The sequence below is a fragment of the Pseudoalteromonas nanhaiensis genome (assembly GCF_051235485.1).
Taxonomy (GTDB): Bacteria; Pseudomonadota; Gammaproteobacteria; order Enterobacterales; family Alteromonadaceae; genus Pseudoalteromonas; species Pseudoalteromonas lipolytica_C.
In genome coordinates, this window is record NZ_JBPNYQ010000004.1 from 96,958 (window position 1) to 114,159 (window position 17,202).

A 17,202-nucleotide genomic window follows, 5' to 3' on the forward strand; every position below is an offset into this window, starting at 1 on the left:
AAATCATGGAATGAGTTAATGAAACATAATCTACTACTTTTATTTATTTTTGGCTGTTTGTTTGCTTATTTATCTATTCCAGTAGTTGGGGTTGGCTCAGCTTTAGCGATCCCTAGCGAAATTCTTACACCTCTTTATGATTTGTCACCTAAATTTGCTTTAACAGTGATTGATATTGTTACGTTAGGTATCCCACTAATAGCATTACTTTTTGTGTTCTTATTATTAAGTAAATGGCTCTACCTAAAAGACAAAGCGTATTCATATTTTATATTACTGATACCTTTTTTAGCACTGCATTTATATTTTGCTTTTAATACCTTTTCTGCAATTTTTGATAATACGACTTTGCTTGCAAGTTTGCCTAAGTATCTATTATTAATACTTTTTGTAGCGCTGTTTTCTAATCATAAAAAACCGAACTTTAGTTGATGTAAGTCATACGCGAAAGTTCAACATATAAGCTAATCTCTAATTAATCAGTGAACGAAGTTGGTCATAGAATGAAAAAATTACTGCTATTAACAAGTGGGGGTGATTGCCCTGGGCTAAATGGGGTGATCAGAGCTGTGGTTAAAGCAGCCGAACATGATGGCAATTGGCAGGTATATGGAAGCCGAAGAGCTTACTGTGGTGTTCTTGAAAAGCCAAATGATATTATTCACTTAACTAGTGAAGTAGTGGCCGGTATTCATGTTCGTGGCGGCACAATTCTAGAAACAGTTAATAAAGGGAATCCTACCGCATTTCCTGCAGAGATAGCAGGCGAGCAAGTATTTATTGACCGTTCAGATGAGTTAATAAGTATTGTTAAACAATTGGGTTTTGATGCAGTCATTAATATCGGGGGCGATGGTTCTCACAGAATTTCTCAGCATTTATTTGAGCATGGCTTAAATATCGTAGGCGTGCCAAAAACCATTGATAATGATTTATATGGCACTGATTACACAATTGGTTTTCAAACTGCCGTTGACACTGCAACAGAAGCCATTGATCGATTAATACCAACTGCGCAAAGTCATAATCGCGTGATTGTGACGGAAGTTATGGGTCGTGATGCGGGTTGGATTTGTTTACATTCAGCAATTGCAGCAGGCGCTGAAGTAGCACTTATTCCTGAAATTCCCTACGATATTGAAGCGATTAAAGCAAAACTTAAATCACGTTTTGATAATGGCCATGGATTTGCAAATATCGTTATTTCAGAGGGAGCTAAACCTGTTGCAGGAAGTGTTGTAAGTAAACAATCAAGTGAGTTTGGCTACGAAAACCCAGTGCTAGGTGGAATTGCTGAGCAGCTAGCCTCACAGATCCGTATTGCACTTGACCTTGATGTAAGAGTCACTGTGTTGGGGCATATTCAACGTGGTGGCACACCCAATGCGTTTGATAGGGTGCTTGCAGCAGAGTTTGGGGTGCAAGCATTCGAACTTGTTAAGAAAGGCCAGTTTGGTTTTATCCCCGTAAGTAAAGAGGGTGAAATTAAACCAATCAGTTTAAAAGCCGCAACTTCTGAATATCGTGTTATCCCTTTAGAGCATTCATTAATAAGCAGTGCCCGCGCAATGGGTATGTGCTTAGGTGACTAATAAGCAGTTCTAACTGATAGTTTTAAAATGATTTTCTTAACTAGCTGCTAAATTATTCATTTAGCAACTTATTTGTTGCACAAAAAACACACTGCAAAGCAAGCAAAATATTTAATGTAAAGATACTTAAAGGTGGTTGATCTGTGCCTTTTTTAGTTTAGAATGATCGTTCATTCTAAATTAAGGAACTACACATGCAGCGCTCTCGCATTCCATTTTTTGCAGTGTCAGCTTTGGCTGGTGCTGTTTTATTATCAGGCTGCGGCCAATCAGAATCGGCTCAAGGGCAATCGCAGGCAGCTCAAGCTGTACCTGTTGGTGTTATTGAGATGCAAAGCAAACCACTTACGCTAACTAAAGAATTGCCAGGTCGTGTGGCTGCTTCACGTATCGCGCAAATTCGTCCACAGGTTAACGGTATTATTCAGTCTCGTATGTTCGTTGAAGGTGCTGAAGTAGAAAAGGGCCAAGCCTTATATCAAATTGACCCATCTACATTTGAAGCAGAGGTCGCTACCAGCAAAGCCGCTATTACTAAAGCTCAAGCAAGTATTGCTAATGCCAAAGCAAAAGCTGAACGCTATAAAGAGCTATTGAATATCAAAGCTGTCAGTCAGCAAGATTATGATGAAGCGGATGCGGCATACAAAAGTGCAAAAGCCGACTTATTGACTGCTCAAGCACAGCTTAAAACCGCTGAAATTAATTTAAACTACAGCAAAGTGTTAGCACCAATTAGTGGTCAAATTGGTAAATCGGATGTCACTGCCGGTGCCCTTGTTAGCGCTAATCAAGCAACAGCATTAGCTACTATCACTCAGCTTGACCCAATCTATGTTGATTTAACACAGTCAAGCAGTGAACTAACACGTTTGAAAAAAGCTATCGCCGCAGGTGAGCTTGATAAAGATGCCGCTTTACATTCAAAAGTTGAATTAATAATGGAAGATGGCAGCACTTATCAACACAAAGGCACATTACAATTTTCTGAAGTAACCGTTGATCCAAGTACAGGCTCTGTGACTTTACGTGCTGAATTTCCTAATCCTGAAAAATTACTTCTACCGGGTATGTATGTTCGCGCAGTGATTGTTGAAGGTGTGAAAAGTGATGCGATTTTAGCACCACAACGTGGTGTGAGCAGAAACACCAAAGGTGAACCTACTGCCATGGTCGTAAGTAAAGATAACACCGTTGAAGCACGTGTGCTGAAAACTGACCGTACTGTAGGCTCAAACTGGTTAGTGACAGATGGCCTAAATAATGGCGATAAGCTGATTGTTGAAGGTTTACAGAAAATCCGCCCAGGTGCCCCAGTAAACGCAATGCCAGCAGAATCAGTAGCTAACAGCCAGTAACGGAGAAACTTAATGTCACGATTTTTTATTGATCGGCCCATATTTGCATGGGTACTTGCTATCGTTGTTATGCTGGCAGGTATTTTAGCAATTAGAAGTTTGCCGGTTGCGCAGTATCCATCAATTGCACCGCCTGCAATTAGTATTCAAGCCTCATACCCTGGTGCGTCGGCCCGTACTTTAGAAGATACGGTTACACAGGTTATTGAACAAAAAATGAAAGGGCTCGATGGCTTGCTCTACATGTCGTCAACCTCTGAATCGAACGGCTCTGCGACTTTAACGTTAACCTTTAGTGCAGATACCGACCCTGATATCGCACAGGTTCAAGTGCAAAACAAATTGTCGCTTGCAACACCTTTATTACCAGAAGAAGTACAACGTCAAGGTGTCTCGGTTGCAAAATCGGCTCGTAACTTCTTAATGGTTGTAGGCTTTGTATCTGAAGACGGTAGCATGAACAACATCGATATCGGTGACTATGTTTCATCTAACGTACTTGATATTATTTCTCGTGTTAACGGGGTGGGTGAAGTACAACTTTTTGGCTCTCAATATGCAATGCGTATTTGGTTAGATCCAGCTAAATTACTTAAGTACTCATTAACTCCTGCTGATATTAGCGCTGCAATCAGTGCCCAAAATGCACAGGTGTCGGCAGGTCAACTTGGTGCCTTGCCAGCAGTGAGTGGCCAACAACTGAATGCAACAGTGACTGCGCAAAGCCGCTTACAAACACCTGAGCAATTTAGAAATATCTTTGTAAAAACCAATGCTGATGGCTCTGTTGTTCGTTTAAGTGACGTTGCCGATGTTGAATTAGGTGGTGAAAACTATGGTGTTGTTGCGCGTTTTAACGGCAAACCGGCATCAGGTTTAGGTGTTAAGCTTGCCAGTGGTGCTAATGCACTTGATACAGCAGATGGCGTAAAAGCCGCCCTTGCTGAGCTTGAGCCTTTCTTCCCTGAAGGTTTAACAACGGTTGTTCCTTACGATACGACGCCATTCGTATCACTTTCGATTGAGAAAGTAGTAAGCACTTTAATCGAAGCTGTTGTGCTGGTGTTCTTGGTCATGTACTTATTCTTACAGAACTTCAGAGCAACACTTATTCCGACTATTGCAGTACCTGTTGTATTGCTAGGTACGTTTGCCATCTTACAAGTGTTTGGCTTCTCAATTAATACTCTCACCATGTTTGCTATGGTCCTTGCCATTGGTCTACTGGTTGATGATGCGATCGTTGTTGTTGAAAACGTTGAACGTGTTATGACAGAAGAGAACTTGTCTCCTCTTGAAGCGACACGTAAATCAATGGATGAAATCAAAGGCGCGCTTGTGGGTATTGCCATGGTGCTTTCGGCTGTATTTGTGCCTATGGCGTTCTTCCCGGGCTCTACAGGTGTTATTTATCGTCAGTTCTCAATCACCTTGGTAACGGCAATGAGTTTATCAGTGCTGGTTGCGTTAATTCTAACACCGGCCCTTTGTGCAACAATGCTAAAACCAAGTCATGTTCATAATGATAAGTCTTTATTTGGTCGTTTCTTCCTTGGTTTTAACCGTGGTTTTGATAAAACAAACTCGGGTACACAAGGTTTTGTGTCTCGTATGATCAAACACAGTAAACGCTATTTACTTATTTACGGTTTAATCGTGGGTGGCATGGTGTTTATTTTCTCACAATTACCATCGGCATTCTTACCAGATGAAGACCAAGGGATTTTGTTTAACCAAGTAAGCCTACCTGCTGGAGCAACAACAGAACAAACCTTAAAAGTTGTTGAAAAGATGGAACACCACTTCTTAGAAGATCAATCAGAAGCGGTTAAATCTATCTTTACGGTAACAGGTTTCAGCTTTGCAGGTTCTGGGCAAAACGCAGCAATCGGCTTTGTTGGCTTGAAACACTGGGATGAACGTCAACGCCCTGATTTATCAGTAGGCGCTGTTGCTGGTAAAGCCATGGGATACTTCTCAACCATTAAAGAAGCATTTGTGTTTGCTTTCCCACCGCCTGCGGTTGTTGAGCTTGGTACTGCAAATGGTTTCACTTTATACCTACAAGACCGTGTTGGTTTAGGGCATGACAAACTACTTGAAGCTCGAAACATGTTTTTAGGTATGGCGGCACAAAACCCTGTGTTATCGGGTGTGCGCCCAAATGGTCAAGAAGATAAACCAGAGCTGGAGCTTGATATTGACTTAGCCAAAGCTGAAGCATTAGGTCTGACTCAAGCAGATATCAATAATACGTTATCAACGGCTTGGGGTAGTCGCTATGTAAATGACTTTATTGACCGTGGTCGTGTTAAAAAAGTGTATTTACAAGGTACGCCTGAATCACGCATGGTGCCAGAAGATTTAGACAAGTGGTACGTGCGCAATGCCAATGGCGATATGGTTCCATTCACTGCGTTTGCTCAATCTTATTGGACTTATGGCTCACCACGTCTTGAGCGTTATAACGGCTTTTCAGCGATGGAAATCCAAGGTGCTGCTGCACCGGGTTATAGTACAGGTCAAGCGATGGCCGAAGTTGAGAAAATGGTTAAGAAGTTACCGCCAGGTGTGGCGTTCGAATGGACAGGTATTTCATATGAAGAGCGTTTAAGCGGTGGTCAAGCACCATTACTTTATGCACTTTCATTGTTAGTTGTATTCCTTTGTTTAGCGGCGTTATACGAGAGCTGGTCAGTGCCTGCGGCGGTTATGCTAATTGTACCGCTTGGGGTATTTGGTGCATCGATTGCCTCATTTGTATTTAATTTATCAAACGATATTTATCTACAAGTGGGTCTATTAACCACTATTGGTCTGGCATCAAAAAATGCCATCTTAATTGTAGAGTTTGCGATTCATAAAATGGACGAGGGTATGAAACTTGTCGATGCTGCTGTTGCTGCTATTCGCCTTCGTTTACGTCCAATCTTTATGACATCAATGGCATTTGTGTGTGGTGTACTACCACTTGCAATTGCATCAAGTGCGGGTTCGGGTGCACAAAACGCACTAGGTATTGCTGTTATTGGCGGTACTCTTGCGTCATCGACCATCGTTGTGTTGTTTGTGCCATTGTTCTTTGTATTGGTGCGCCGTGTATTCCCTGGCAAAACAAAGTCAACCAAAGAGGAGCTGGCATAATGAAAGCTAAACTTATCTCAGTGTCTGTTGCTGCACTTATGTTATCTGCCTGTAATATGGCGCCAGATATGGAGCAACGTGAATTACCCGTTGCTCAAAACTATGATGTTCAAGGTACTGCAGGTGATATCAATGAACTTAATTGGCAGTCATTTTTCACTAATACTCAGCTGCAACAGCTGATTGCGCTAACACTTGAAAACAACAAAGACATTAAAACTGCTGCACTTAATGTGCAGCAGGTAAGAGCGATGTATCAGATTGAAGATTCTGCGCTTTACCCAAGCATTGATTTAAATGCATCGGGAACCCGTCAGCGTGTTCCGGCAGATTTATCTGGTACTGGTCAAGCGACTATTTCTGAAAACTATTCAGCGACTGTTGGCTTAACTGCTTATGAAATTGATCTTTGGGGCAAAGTGCGCAACCAATCAGAGCAAGCTTTACAAAACCTCTATGCCGCTGAATACAGTTTAACCAGTGTGCGCATTAGCTTGATTTCGGAATTAGTGAATGCGTGGCTTAACTATGCGACGGATAAAGAGCTATTGGCGCTTGCAAACGAGACGTTAAAGTCTCAGCAGGAGTCTTTAGAACTAACCCGTAAAACATTTGCTCTTGGTGCTGCGTCTCAGTTAACGCTATCGCAACTGGAAAGTACAGTAGCAACCGCTAAGGTCGATATTGCAAACTATCAGCGCTTACTAAAGCGTGATAAAAATGCTCTCGATTTTCTAGTGGGTAAAACCGTCACTGCTGATTTACTACCAAATCAAAATATAGATGATGTACTGAACTTACCGGATGTGCCTGTGGGGTTGCCGTCAGAGTTACTGACGCAACGACCAGACATTAAGGCCGCTGAGCATGATTTACTGGCAGCTAATGCAAATATTGGTGTGGCAAAAGCGGCATTCTATCCGAGTATAAGTTTAACCGCCAATGCTGGAACGGCCTCTGCTGATTTGAGTAATCTTTTTGATTCGGGCTCAGGTACATGGAGTTTTGTACCATCGATTAACTTACCTATCTTTAATATGGGTCGTAATCAAGCCAATCTTGATGTTGCAAAGGCACAACAAGAAATGGCGCTTACTAGCTATGAGCAAACCATACAACAAGCATTTAAAGAAGTATCTGATGCCCTTGCTGATCGAGAAGGTTATATGCATCAGCTAGATGCACTCAACGATTTGTACCAAAGTAATGAGTTATCTTTTACTTTATCAGATGCGCGTTTTCAAAAAGGAGCAGACAGTTACTTGCAAGTGTTGGATGCGCAACGAAATTGGTACAGTGCTGGGCAACAGTTAATTTTGGGTAAACAAGCGTATCTTGCTAGCCAAATTAATTTGTATAAAGCACTTGGTGGTGGCTGGAATGCGCAAAAAAATGTGCATTAAAACAGCAAAAGCATAATTTATTTAAGGTTTTGCAGGATCTTAGTTGTTTTGACTCTCCTGTGATATTAAGATCCTGTAAACCTTGTTTAAGTAAAAGTTAACCATTTCAAAAGAGCTTGGAGAAACCATGACGCAAAAAACGAAAAGACACAATGACCCTGCGCTTGCTGAGGCAAGACGTAATCAAGTGCTTTGTGCTGCAGCGGATTGTTTTCGACGTAAGGGCTATCATGGCGCGGGAATGGCTGAAATTTCTAAAACAGCAGGCATGAGCGCAGGCCATATCTATAATTATTTCGCTAGTAAAGAAGCGATTATAGAATCGATTGTTGAACGTGATATGGAAGAAATGTTCTCAATCTTTAAAGAGTTTGCAGATAAGCCGGGCGATCGTGTCACCGTGTTGCTAGATGGACTCGATAGAGGTGTTGAGCGCCATACCGATTTAAATCAAGGTGCGCTTGATTTAGAAATGCTCGCAGAAGCTGCACGTAATGAAAAAGTCGCTAACTTACTGCGTGAGTCAGATAGCCACGCCCGTGATTCTATGCGCGAATTATTAGTGGGTGAAAGAGGGCCGTTACAAGGTACCGCACTTGAAGAAGTGAATGCCCGTATTGAAGTGATGTTTTCTGTGATGGGGGGCTTACTACTACGTAAAATGCTTAATCCTTCTTTAAACATTAGTGAGCTTTTAAAAGCACTTCGTCCAGCGATGAAAACGCTTCTATTACCATTTGATAAGGGAATAGATTAAGCTCTGCAAGGTAATTTATTCCCTTACTTCTGTTCAGTAAAGTGATTCGGTGAAGTTTTTTATTACGCATTCACTTTCATCACATTGATACCAATCCGCGTTAATATTTAATCATTTTTGACCAACTAGTTGTGTTTGCAAGTTCAACATATAGCACTTTAAATAGAAATCTGTTTTCTCAAGCTCAGAAAATCAAGTTAAGTACAAAAATGTGTAAGTTATTCATAGCATAATGAAAAAATGTCCTAAACTTATTGATAGGAAATAAAGTTAAGAGCTTATTTTTTCATCTAAAGTGCCTGTTTAGGGCTTATCTGTTGTGTGGAAAGAAACTTGCATTAATGTATATGATTAAAATAACAAGGAGTGACTATGTGGGCAGCAATTAGCTATCTTGCGCTGGCAATTATTTTTATAATCGTGGCTATTCGGGTTGAGCTCGTTTATTTTGCGCTATTTTTTTATTGGGCTGCATTGTCGCTACTACTAGTCAGTGGCGCTTATTTTTTTAATATTGCGCGAATTTTCAGAAAGCGTGAAAACGGTGTAATACCAATTTACATTCGTTGGGCGTTTATTCCCTTTTTACTAGGGGCTCAAATATACAATGCTTGGTCTCGTAAGCATGATAAAGTGCCTCCTTTACAACAAATAAATGAACATCTGTTTTTAGCTTGCAGGCTCTTTCCATCAGATATTGACACCATGAAAGAGTTAGGGATTACAGCAATCTTAGATGTTACCTGTGAGTTTGATGGCCTTGAATGGTCATCGACCCAAGAAAATATTCGCTATTTGAATATCCCCGTTTTAGACCACAGTGTGCCAACTCGTGCGCAATTACATCAAGCAATTAACTGGATCCACCATCAAGTAAAGGCTGATAGACGTGTTGTTGTGCATTGCGCATTAGGTCGCGGACGTTCAGTGTTTGTTATGGCTGCATACTTACTAAGCCAAGATAAAGATGCAGATGTTCATACTGTTTTGGAGCAAATCAAAGAAACTCGAGAAACTGCTAATTTAAACAAGCGCCAACTTCGTCACTTAATAAAACGTCATCGTCGAGGCGATTTACTAATTAAAAACAAAGCTGTATTAATTGCTAATCCAGTCTCTGGTACAAAGCTGTGGCAAGAAAAGAAAAAGCAGATAACCGCAAGGTTAAGTGAATACTATGATTTAACTGTACACACTACAACAGAAGAAGTGGACGGCATTCAATTAGCTAAAGAGGCTATAGAAACAAATCCCGATGTTGTTATCGCATGTGGTGGTGACGGTACAGTGACAGAAGTCGCCAGTGTGTTAGTCAATACCGACTGTAAGTTAGGCATTATCCCTTTAGGCACTGCTAATGCATTAGCTCATGTATTAATGGGGATCCAATCTAAGTTAATCCCAGTCGAACAAGCTTGTGAACTTATTATTGAGGGACAGGCAAGTCGGATCGATACCGCTTTGTGTAATGGCGAGCGAATGCTGTTATTAGCAGGAATTGGGTTTGAGCAGAAAATGATTGAAAAGGCGCATCGAGATGCTAAAAATGAGTCCGGCCAACTAGCTTATTTACAAGGATTTTGGCAGGCACTAAGCGAACATGAAGCGCAAGATTATACAGTTACATTAGACGACAATGAACCTCAGTCTATAAATACCAATAGTTTAATCATTGCAAATGCAGCGCCGTTTACTACATTGTTGGCTCAATCAGCAGGTCAGCCAGATCATAATGATGGTTTACTTGATGTTAATTGGTTAACGCCTAACTCAGAGGCGAAAGCCAGTACGTTAAGTATTGCTGAATTAGTATTTTCAAGCATAACGCAAACAAGCTTTGCCATTAATAGCCATCATACAAATGCTAAACGAGTTTCTGTAAGTGCAGAAAAAGACATTAGTTATGTAATTGATGGTGAGGTTAAAACAGCAGAAAAGCTGGTGGTAGAGGTATCACCGAAGTCACTTTCGGTGATAATGGCCGAAACCTAACAGTTATTTTTTAATACTTTTCCATTCAAAAGGTGCGTCATCATCGGCCTTTTGATAGGAGAAAGTATCAATGTATAGTTGTTCAACTTTTTCACGGGCCCAAGGTGTTTTACGTAAAAATTTTAAGCTTGATTTAACACTTGGGTCATTTTGAAAACAGCGCACATCAACATGTTCAGCTAGGCCTTCCCAGCCAAGTTTTTCTTCAAGTTGGGTTACGATGTCGGCAAGCTTGATACCGTGCAAAGGGTTATTTGGTTGATTGTCCATGCTTAATCTTTGGTTATTTCTAAACAGAGTAATAGTAACGTATCTAGCGTCTTTAAGCTAATTGACGTTTATACTCTTGTCTCGTTTTGGATAGACAATATCGCCGTTTTTATCCAGTCTTAACCACGCTAAGTCGCTGTTTGAAAAATTTGGCTGTTTGGCTGCACAAATTAACGTTATATCGCCAACAGCAATATAAGCGCCTTCGGTGTAACGCTTATTTTCATACCAACACACTTTGTGGTTGTTAAGTGCTTCTTGGCCATCTAGCACAACTAATGCTTTATCCTTTGCTAAAACGAACTGTGAAAACAATAAAATAAACAAGGTAGTTAAGATTAAAATCTTTCTAAACAAAATACACCTCTCATTGTGCAGTTTTTTGTATCTACACTAAGCTTATGACTGTATTCTATAAAAGCACAATGACGTGATAATAAAAAGGTGAACACATGCAATTTAATAAAAATATGATTGACGAATTAACCCTGCTTGCTAAGTTTCCCCGCGACTCACAAATGCAAGGCATTAAAATCCACTCTGATGCAGAAGAAACAGTAAAAAATGCTGCAAAACGTCTTTATGACAAAGGCATTACTGATAGCCCTGATGGCGGCTATTTAACGGATTTAGGGCTAGATTTGATCAATCACGTGAGTGTTATTAATTCCGCACTGAGATAAAAATTAGATAATAAAAAGGCCCAAAATGATTGGGCCTTTAGTTTTAATAACAACGAATTAGATTGCGTCAGGTTGGTTCTGAGGAGCCGCATCAATAAAGGCATCTAGCTTATTACAATGCTCATAAACTGTGGCGATTTTTGGGTACTTACTCATATCAACGTTAAAGCGTAAGGCATTAAATACTTGCGGCACTAAACAGACATCAGCAAGTGTTGGTTTGTCGCCAACGCAAAAAGTGTTCGCTTCATCAAGTAACTTTTCGATACTCTCAAAGCCAACTTCTACCCAATGCTTATACCAGGTCGTTTTTGCTTCTTCATCAACACCAAGATCATTAGCTAAGTACTTTAATACTCGCAAATTATCGATAGGGTGGATATCGCACGCTACGGCATAACATAAATTGCGGATCTGGGCTTTTTGCCATGCATCACCTATTAAAAGCGGTGTTTCTGGGTGCGTTTCTTCAAGCCACTCTAAAATAGCTAGCGATTGTGCAAGCACACCTTGATCAGTTTCAAGTGCCGGTAATAATCCTTGTGGGTTTTTTGCTAGGTACTGATCACTTTGCTGCTCTGATTTTAATAAATTAACAGTGACCAACTCATGATCAATGTTCTTTAAATAAAGAGCAATGCGAACTCTGTAAGCGGCTGATGAACGAAAATAGCTATAAAGTTTCATTATGCGTCCTGTTTACCTGTGAAATGTTTTTTAATAGTGCGCCAACAGTCAGTATAGTTAGGCTGACGCTCTTTACCTTCAAGAGCATATTTAGTTGGTGAAATAACGTAACGCGATTCGAACATAAATGCCAAGGTGTTTTCGTAGCGTTGTGGTTTAAGTTCGGCATTTGATGCTTTTTCAAATACATCTGCTTCTGGACCATGTGGCGACATGCAATTATGTAAACTTGAACCCCCAGGCACAAAACCATGCTCTTTTGCATCGTATACGCCTTCGATAAGCCCCATGAATTCACTCATAATATTACGGTGGTAATAAGGTGGACGGAATGTGTTTTCAGCCACCATCCAACGAGGAGGGAAGATAGCAAAGTCGATATTTGCGACACCTTCTGTACCCGATGGTGACGTTAGTACGGTGAAGATTGAAGGATCCGGGTGATCATAACTCACGGTATTCATAACATTGAAACGAGCAAGGTCATACTTGTATGGCGCACTATTACCTGTCCATGCAACGACATCTAATGGAGAATGACCAATATCGCAGCGGAACATATTGCCATTAAACTTTGCAACTAGTTCAAAGTCACCTTCTACATCCTCATAAGCCGCAACAGGGTAGTGGAAGTCACGGTCATTGGCGTAACCATTAGCTCCTACAGGGCCGCGCTCTGGTAAAATATAGGCATGGCCATAGTTTTCACAAATATAGCCGCGGGCTGTGTCCGTTAATAAATCAACAGCAAATTTAATCCCGCGAGGAATTACGGCAATTTCACCAGCTCGGACTGTTAGTTTTCCACACTCGGTTCTTAGTAATAGTTCACCTTGTTGTGGTACGAACAGCATTTCACCATCAGCATTATAAAAGTAACGGTGTTGCATTGATTTATTGGCTACATAGATATGAATACCTATACCTGTTTGTGCATTAGCACTGCCATTAGCTGCCATGGTGATTAAACCATCAATAAAATCTGTTGGCTGCTCAGGAATTTCAATTGGATCCCAACGTAGCATTGTCGGCGGCGTTGGGACTTCTGTGATAGGAGCGGTACGAATAAGGCCATTGTCTATAGGTGTATAATCACCTTGTACTACTGACGGGCGAATACGATAAAACCAAGTACGGCGGTTATCAGCACGCGGCGCTGTAAATGCTGTTGTGCTGAACTGTTCAGCATATAAATCGTATTTTACTTTTTGAGGGCTGAATTGACCGATAGGTAATGCACCGGGTAATGCTTCGGTTTCGAACTCATTACCAAAGCCTGTCATATATTGTAATTCGTTATTCATCACTAGACTCCTGAAAGGTTTTAGGTAAGATACTCTCATGTGAGACTAAATTCAAACTGCACTGAATTTACTTGTGTAAATAATTTTTGACAGTAGTGAAGCAATGACAACAAAGAAACATCCAACGCTCGATTTACAGCAGTTCTTACCTTACTCATTAACCAATATTGCAATGCAGATGAGTGAGCAATTTAGTGAGCTATATCAAAAGCAGTTTGATTTAACCGTGCCACAATGGCGAGTAATCGCGAACCTAGCTCAATACGGTGAATGCACTGCTAAACAGTTGTGTGATATGGCACAAATGGATAAATCAACGGTGTCCCGTGCAGTAAAGTCGTTATTAACAAGAAACCTTATCGCAGCAAAAGCGAACCCAACTGATAAACGCGCAAACTTGTTATCGTTATCAGAGGCAGGAGTAGGTTTTCATAAACAAATTGTTCCGTTAGCAAACGAATGGCAAGCAAGTTTAGTGAGTGAATTAGATAGCCAAGAAATTAAACAATTTATGAACACTCTTAGTAAGCTTTCCAATTACTTAAATAAAAATGTGTAAATCTGTAATCAATGCATTATAGCAATTGATTTAGGGAATCGATACGTATATGATAATGGCTATCATTTACAATTAGCAATTTGGATGTCTCCTGTTATGAAATTAGCGTTAAACACCGTGAAGACACTAGGTTTAAGCCTAGTATTAGCATCTACTTTTATTGCCCAACCTGTATTGGCAAATGGCCCAATTGGTGAGCACGTTAATCATCTAAAAGAAAATTTAAAAGATTACTCTGATGACGTTGAATGGATGATCAACAAAGTCGATGTCATGGTGAGTGATTACGAAATCAAAGGTGCTAAAGCTGTAAAAAGTGATGACCTAATCGAATACTGGGAATCAGTAAAGTTCCATAGTGCAATTGAAACAAACTATGTACCGGTTTATGCATCAATTTGGCAAAGTATTTATGGCATCAAAATGGCTATTGATGATAAAAAACCTGCAGCTGAGGTTCGCACTCATCAAAAGGCGTTGAATGCCGCCTTGTGGCAAGGTTTAGGAGCTGTTAAACTTGCCGCGGATTTCCAGCAAAAAGGCTTGTTAAAAGCTGTAAAAGCGACTGCTTCAGAAGAAATGACGCAAAGTGCTACCATCGATGAAATCAAACACAAATTAGACCGTGTTGTTGCAAAGTACGCAGAGCGTTTAAGCGATGAAGCAACACAAATCGTACATGATACTTACTTGCATTTATTCGAGGGTGTTGAAGGTACACTTATCGAAAAAGATGCGAAGTTAGTCGAAGTGCTCGAAAAAGATTTTAATGTAACCCTGCCAAAAGCGATTTCTGATAAAGGGTCTGTTGACCAAGTACGTGCAGTGGTTGTTGATATGCAAGAAAAGCTAGATCGCGCTAAGGTGTTATTAGAAGAAGCCGAAAAAGCTCGTAAGGATGTATTTTAGTGAAGCGTAGAACCTTTATTCAAGGACTTGCTGCGTTCGGGGTAGTAGGCGCAATGCCACTACCTCTTTCTCGTGCCTTCGCAGCCAGTGCTGCAAGCCCCGTTTCTGTAAAAGACTTACCCGCCCTTGAGGGTGACTTAACATTATATTTAGGCCGCGGCGAAGGCGGCTTGTACGAAAACGTACTGCAGTCGATCGAAAAGAATAATCCAAAATTGAATTTATCAATTCGCCGTGGTCCAACTGCTGCGCTTGGCAATATGATTGTCGCTGAAGCGAAAGCAGGAGTTAAACGTGCTGATTTATTTTGGGCTGTTGACTCAGGTGCGATTGGTTTAATTACCGACGCGGGTTTGGCTAAACCATTACCAAGTGATTTAGCAGCACAGTTACAGCCACAATTCCGTTACCCTGGTTGGGCACCGGTTACCGGGCGTATTCGAACTCTACCTTATAACACCAAGCGTCTGAGCAAAGATGATATCCCCGACAGTATCATGGCGATTGCTGACAGCGATTTATCAATAGGTTGGGCACCTGCTTACGCATCTTTTCAATCATTCGTAACGGCTATGCGTATTCTTGAAGGTGAAGATAAAACCGCTAAGTGGCTTAAAAAAGTTCAAAAACGTTCGAAAACCTACGCTGGTGAGCTTGGTGTAGTAATGGCAGTTGAACGTGGTGAAGTCGATATTGGCTTTGCAAACCACTATTACACATTACGACTTAAGTCAGGTAAACCAGATGCTAATCTTGACCTTGCTTTTACTAATCAAGATGCCGGTTGTTTAGTTAATGCATCAGGTGTTTTATCGTTAACAGATAACCCTAATGCGATGAATTTTATGCGTTACTTACTAAGTTCTGAAGTACAAGGTTACTTAGCCCGTGAAGCCTATGAAATTCCACTGATCCAAGGCATTGAACAACCAGCTGGCTTACCAGCATTAACGGATGTGTCACCGCCGAAAATCGATTTAACTCAATTGGCAGATTTAAGGCCAACACTCGACCTTATGCGCAGTAGCGGTGTTTTATAATGCGTATACCTGCTTCTTATCCCATGGCGCTGCTTGCAGCGCTTTTGGCGTTAGTGCCAGTTTATATTCTGATCACTTTAGCAAGTGATGCGACTGCTGTATTTGATAGTCATAACTTAAAAATTCTTGGTAACACCTTATCACTTATGGTGTTAACGGTAATAGGCTCTATTTTAATTGGCGTACCACTGGCGTTTATTAGTGCCTATGTTCAACTTCCTTTTAAAAAGCTTTGGCTTGTTCTGTTTGCTGCTCCTCTGGCAATCCCAAGTTATATTGGTGCGTTTACCTTGTATGCTGCATTTGGCCCTGGTGGTGAGATAAATCAGCTGCTCGGCTTCGAAACGCCGCCTATGTATGGGCTAACAGGCGCTGCCATTGTAATGACCCTGTATACGTTTCCTTTTGTAATGCTAACAACTCGATCATCTTTACTTAGCTTAGATGCCAGCATGGTTAATGCTGCACGTACTTTAGGTATGTCGATGACAATGAGTGTATTTAAAGTTATTTTACCTCGGGTTATCAATGGTATAGCGGCAGGCTCTTTACTGGTTGCGCTTTATACCTTATCAGACTTTGGTACACCGGCGATGATGCGTTTAGATACGTTCACTCGGGTTATTTATGTAGAATACAACGCTTTTGGTTTGAGTCGTGCGGCAATGTTATCGCTACAACTGATGGTTATCGTCGGATTTTTATTGTTTATCGAGTCACAAATTAAAACAGCTTCAGAACGCCATGGCCGTTCATTGATGTTATTTCCATCGAATGGTCAAAAAGTTGCGATGTTACTGACATTTTTACCAGTATTGCTACTTGCGATTTGTTTACCTTTGGCAATTTTTTCACTTTGGCTTGCCCGTGATGGAGTTGCAGATTTTGACTTCAGTATTGCTTGGCATTCAGCCTATGCTTCGGGTATTGCTGCTATCGTTGCTGTTGTTGTTGCTGTACCTGTTGCTCATGCAGCGTTGAGTGGAAAAGCAGGGCGTATTATGGAGCGTGTAACTTATTTTGGATTTGGTATTCCGGGTATTGTGATGGGAACGGCATTGGTATATGGCGGTCTACAGTTGCCACTCTTTTATCAAACCTTAGCTCTATTAGTAATTGCTTATGTGCTGCGCTTTTTGCCGCTTGCAGTTGGCTCTGTAAGAACCAGTACTGAGCATCTAGATTCAAGTTTAATAAAGTCAGCACGAGTACTGGGTGCCAGCCCTCGTGAAGCATTTATGCGAATTACTTTACCCTTAACTATGCGCGGTATTATCGCAGGTGCTGCTTTGGTATTTTTAGAATCAATGCGTGAACTTGAAGCAACACTTTTACTTGGCCCAACGGGTTTTGAAACCCTTTCAACATATTTGTGGCGTGTTTATGAAGCCGGTTACTTTGGCCGTGCTGCTATTCCTGGCTTATTGTTGGTAGTGATATCAGCTTGCGGCTTGGCTATAATGCTCTCTGGTGAAAAGCGCAGTCAATTAGAACATTAAGGATC

General features: G+C 41.0%; 16 protein-coding genes. 12 read left to right on the plus strand and 4 right to left on the minus strand.

Features of this window, described 5'->3' with window-relative positions; all coding sequences use genetic code 11:
- Positions 1–18 precede the first annotated feature (18 nt).
- The 7 genes from ACSFVZ_RS05720 to ACSFVZ_RS05750 all read left to right on the plus strand — a co-directional run bounded on the left by ACSFVZ_RS05720 (position 19) and on the right by ACSFVZ_RS05750 (position 10,246).
- Positions 19–432, plus strand: a complete 414-nt coding sequence (locus ACSFVZ_RS05720) for a hypothetical protein (protein WP_435558329.1) — start codon at positions 19–21, stop codon at positions 430–432.
- Positions 433–503: 71 nt separating this feature from the next.
- On the plus strand, positions 504–1,592 hold the full coding sequence (locus tag ACSFVZ_RS05725) for a 6-phosphofructokinase (RefSeq protein WP_135926563.1): 1,089 nt from the start codon (positions 504–506) through the stop codon (positions 1,590–1,592).
- A gap of 194 nt (positions 1,593–1,786) precedes the next feature.
- Entirely contained in the window at positions 1,787–2,950 is a 1,164-nt protein-coding gene (locus tag ACSFVZ_RS05730; RefSeq protein WP_135926564.1) for an efflux RND transporter periplasmic adaptor subunit, read from the plus strand.
- Positions 2,951–2,962: 12 nt separating this feature from the next.
- Positions 2,963–6,094 (plus strand): efflux RND transporter permease subunit, encoded by a 3,132-nt coding sequence (locus ACSFVZ_RS05735; RefSeq protein WP_199526896.1) that lies wholly within the window; start codon positions 2,963–2,965, stop codon positions 6,092–6,094.
- Entirely contained in the window at positions 6,094–7,497 is a 1,404-nt protein-coding gene (locus tag ACSFVZ_RS05740) for an efflux transporter outer membrane subunit (RefSeq protein ID WP_199526895.1), read from the plus strand. The genes ACSFVZ_RS05735 and ACSFVZ_RS05740 overlap by 1 nt, the downstream gene beginning before the upstream one ends.
- A 127-nt stretch (positions 7,498–7,624) precedes the next feature.
- Positions 7,625–8,254, plus strand: a complete 630-nt coding sequence (locus tag ACSFVZ_RS05745; RefSeq protein WP_199526894.1) for a TetR/AcrR family transcriptional regulator — start codon at positions 7,625–7,627, stop codon at positions 8,252–8,254.
- A 372-nt stretch (positions 8,255–8,626) separates the two neighbouring features.
- A complete protein-coding gene (locus tag ACSFVZ_RS05750) occupies positions 8,627–10,246 on the plus strand; it encodes a diacylglycerol kinase family protein (protein ID WP_199526893.1) in 1,620 nt (539 codons plus the stop codon).
- A gap of 3 nt (positions 10,247–10,249) precedes the next feature.
- Here ACSFVZ_RS05750 and ACSFVZ_RS05755 read toward each other — a convergent pair whose 3' ends face one another.
- Both ACSFVZ_RS05755 and ACSFVZ_RS05760 read right to left on the minus strand, forming a co-directional pair.
- Complete coding sequence (locus tag ACSFVZ_RS05755) at positions 10,250–10,516, minus strand: VF530 family protein (RefSeq protein WP_199526892.1); 267 nt, start codon at positions 10,514–10,516, stop codon at positions 10,250–10,252.
- A gap of 57 nt (positions 10,517–10,573) precedes the next feature.
- On the minus strand, positions 10,574–10,873 hold the full coding sequence (locus tag ACSFVZ_RS05760) for a DUF1496 domain-containing protein (RefSeq protein WP_105180289.1): 300 nt from the start codon (positions 10,871–10,873) through the stop codon (positions 10,574–10,576).
- Positions 10,874–10,968: 95 nt separating this feature from the next.
- On the opposite strand from ACSFVZ_RS05760, the gene ACSFVZ_RS05765 reads away from it, so the two are divergent.
- Positions 10,969–11,199 carry a TIGR02647 family protein gene (locus ACSFVZ_RS05765; RefSeq protein ID WP_105180290.1) on the plus strand — a complete coding sequence of 77 codons (231 nt, stop codon included), beginning with the start codon at positions 10,969–10,971 and terminating at the stop codon, positions 11,197–11,199.
- A 57-nt stretch (positions 11,200–11,256) separates the two neighbouring features.
- Here the strand turns inward: ACSFVZ_RS05765 and maiA are convergent, their stop codons facing one another.
- Both maiA and hmgA read right to left on the minus strand, forming a co-directional pair.
- A complete protein-coding gene (gene maiA / locus ACSFVZ_RS05770) occupies positions 11,257–11,886 on the minus strand; it encodes a maleylacetoacetate isomerase (RefSeq protein ID WP_435558330.1) in 630 nt (209 codons plus the stop codon).
- Positions 11,886–13,190: a homogentisate 1,2-dioxygenase gene (hmgA, locus tag ACSFVZ_RS05775; RefSeq protein ID WP_105180292.1), complete on the minus strand. Its 1,305-nt coding sequence runs from the start codon at positions 13,188–13,190 to the stop codon at positions 11,886–11,888. Before hmgA ends, maiA begins: the two co-directional genes overlap by 1 nt.
- Before the next feature lie 103 nt (positions 13,191–13,293).
- Here hmgA and ACSFVZ_RS05780 point away from each other — a divergent pair, with 103 nt between their 5' ends.
- The 4 genes from ACSFVZ_RS05780 to ACSFVZ_RS05795 all read left to right on the plus strand — a co-directional run bounded on the left by ACSFVZ_RS05780 (position 13,294) and on the right by ACSFVZ_RS05795 (position 17,197).
- Positions 13,294–13,749 carry a MarR family winged helix-turn-helix transcriptional regulator gene (locus ACSFVZ_RS05780; RefSeq protein ID WP_199526890.1) on the plus strand — a complete coding sequence of 152 codons (456 nt, stop codon included), beginning with the start codon at positions 13,294–13,296 and terminating at the stop codon, positions 13,747–13,749.
- Positions 13,750–13,845: 96 nt separating this feature from the next.
- Positions 13,846–14,658, plus strand: coding sequence for a hypothetical protein (locus ACSFVZ_RS05785; protein ID WP_199526889.1), 813 nt, complete (start codon positions 13,846–13,848; stop codon positions 14,656–14,658).
- A complete protein-coding gene (locus ACSFVZ_RS05790; protein WP_199526888.1) occupies positions 14,658–15,698 on the plus strand; it encodes an extracellular solute-binding protein in 1,041 nt (346 codons plus the stop codon). Before ACSFVZ_RS05785 ends, ACSFVZ_RS05790 begins: the two co-directional genes overlap by 1 nt.
- A complete protein-coding gene (locus ACSFVZ_RS05795; RefSeq protein WP_199526887.1) occupies positions 15,698–17,197 on the plus strand; it encodes an ABC transporter permease in 1,500 nt (499 codons plus the stop codon). The genes ACSFVZ_RS05790 and ACSFVZ_RS05795 overlap by 1 nt, the downstream gene beginning before the upstream one ends.
- Positions 17,198–17,202: the final 5 nt, after the last annotated feature.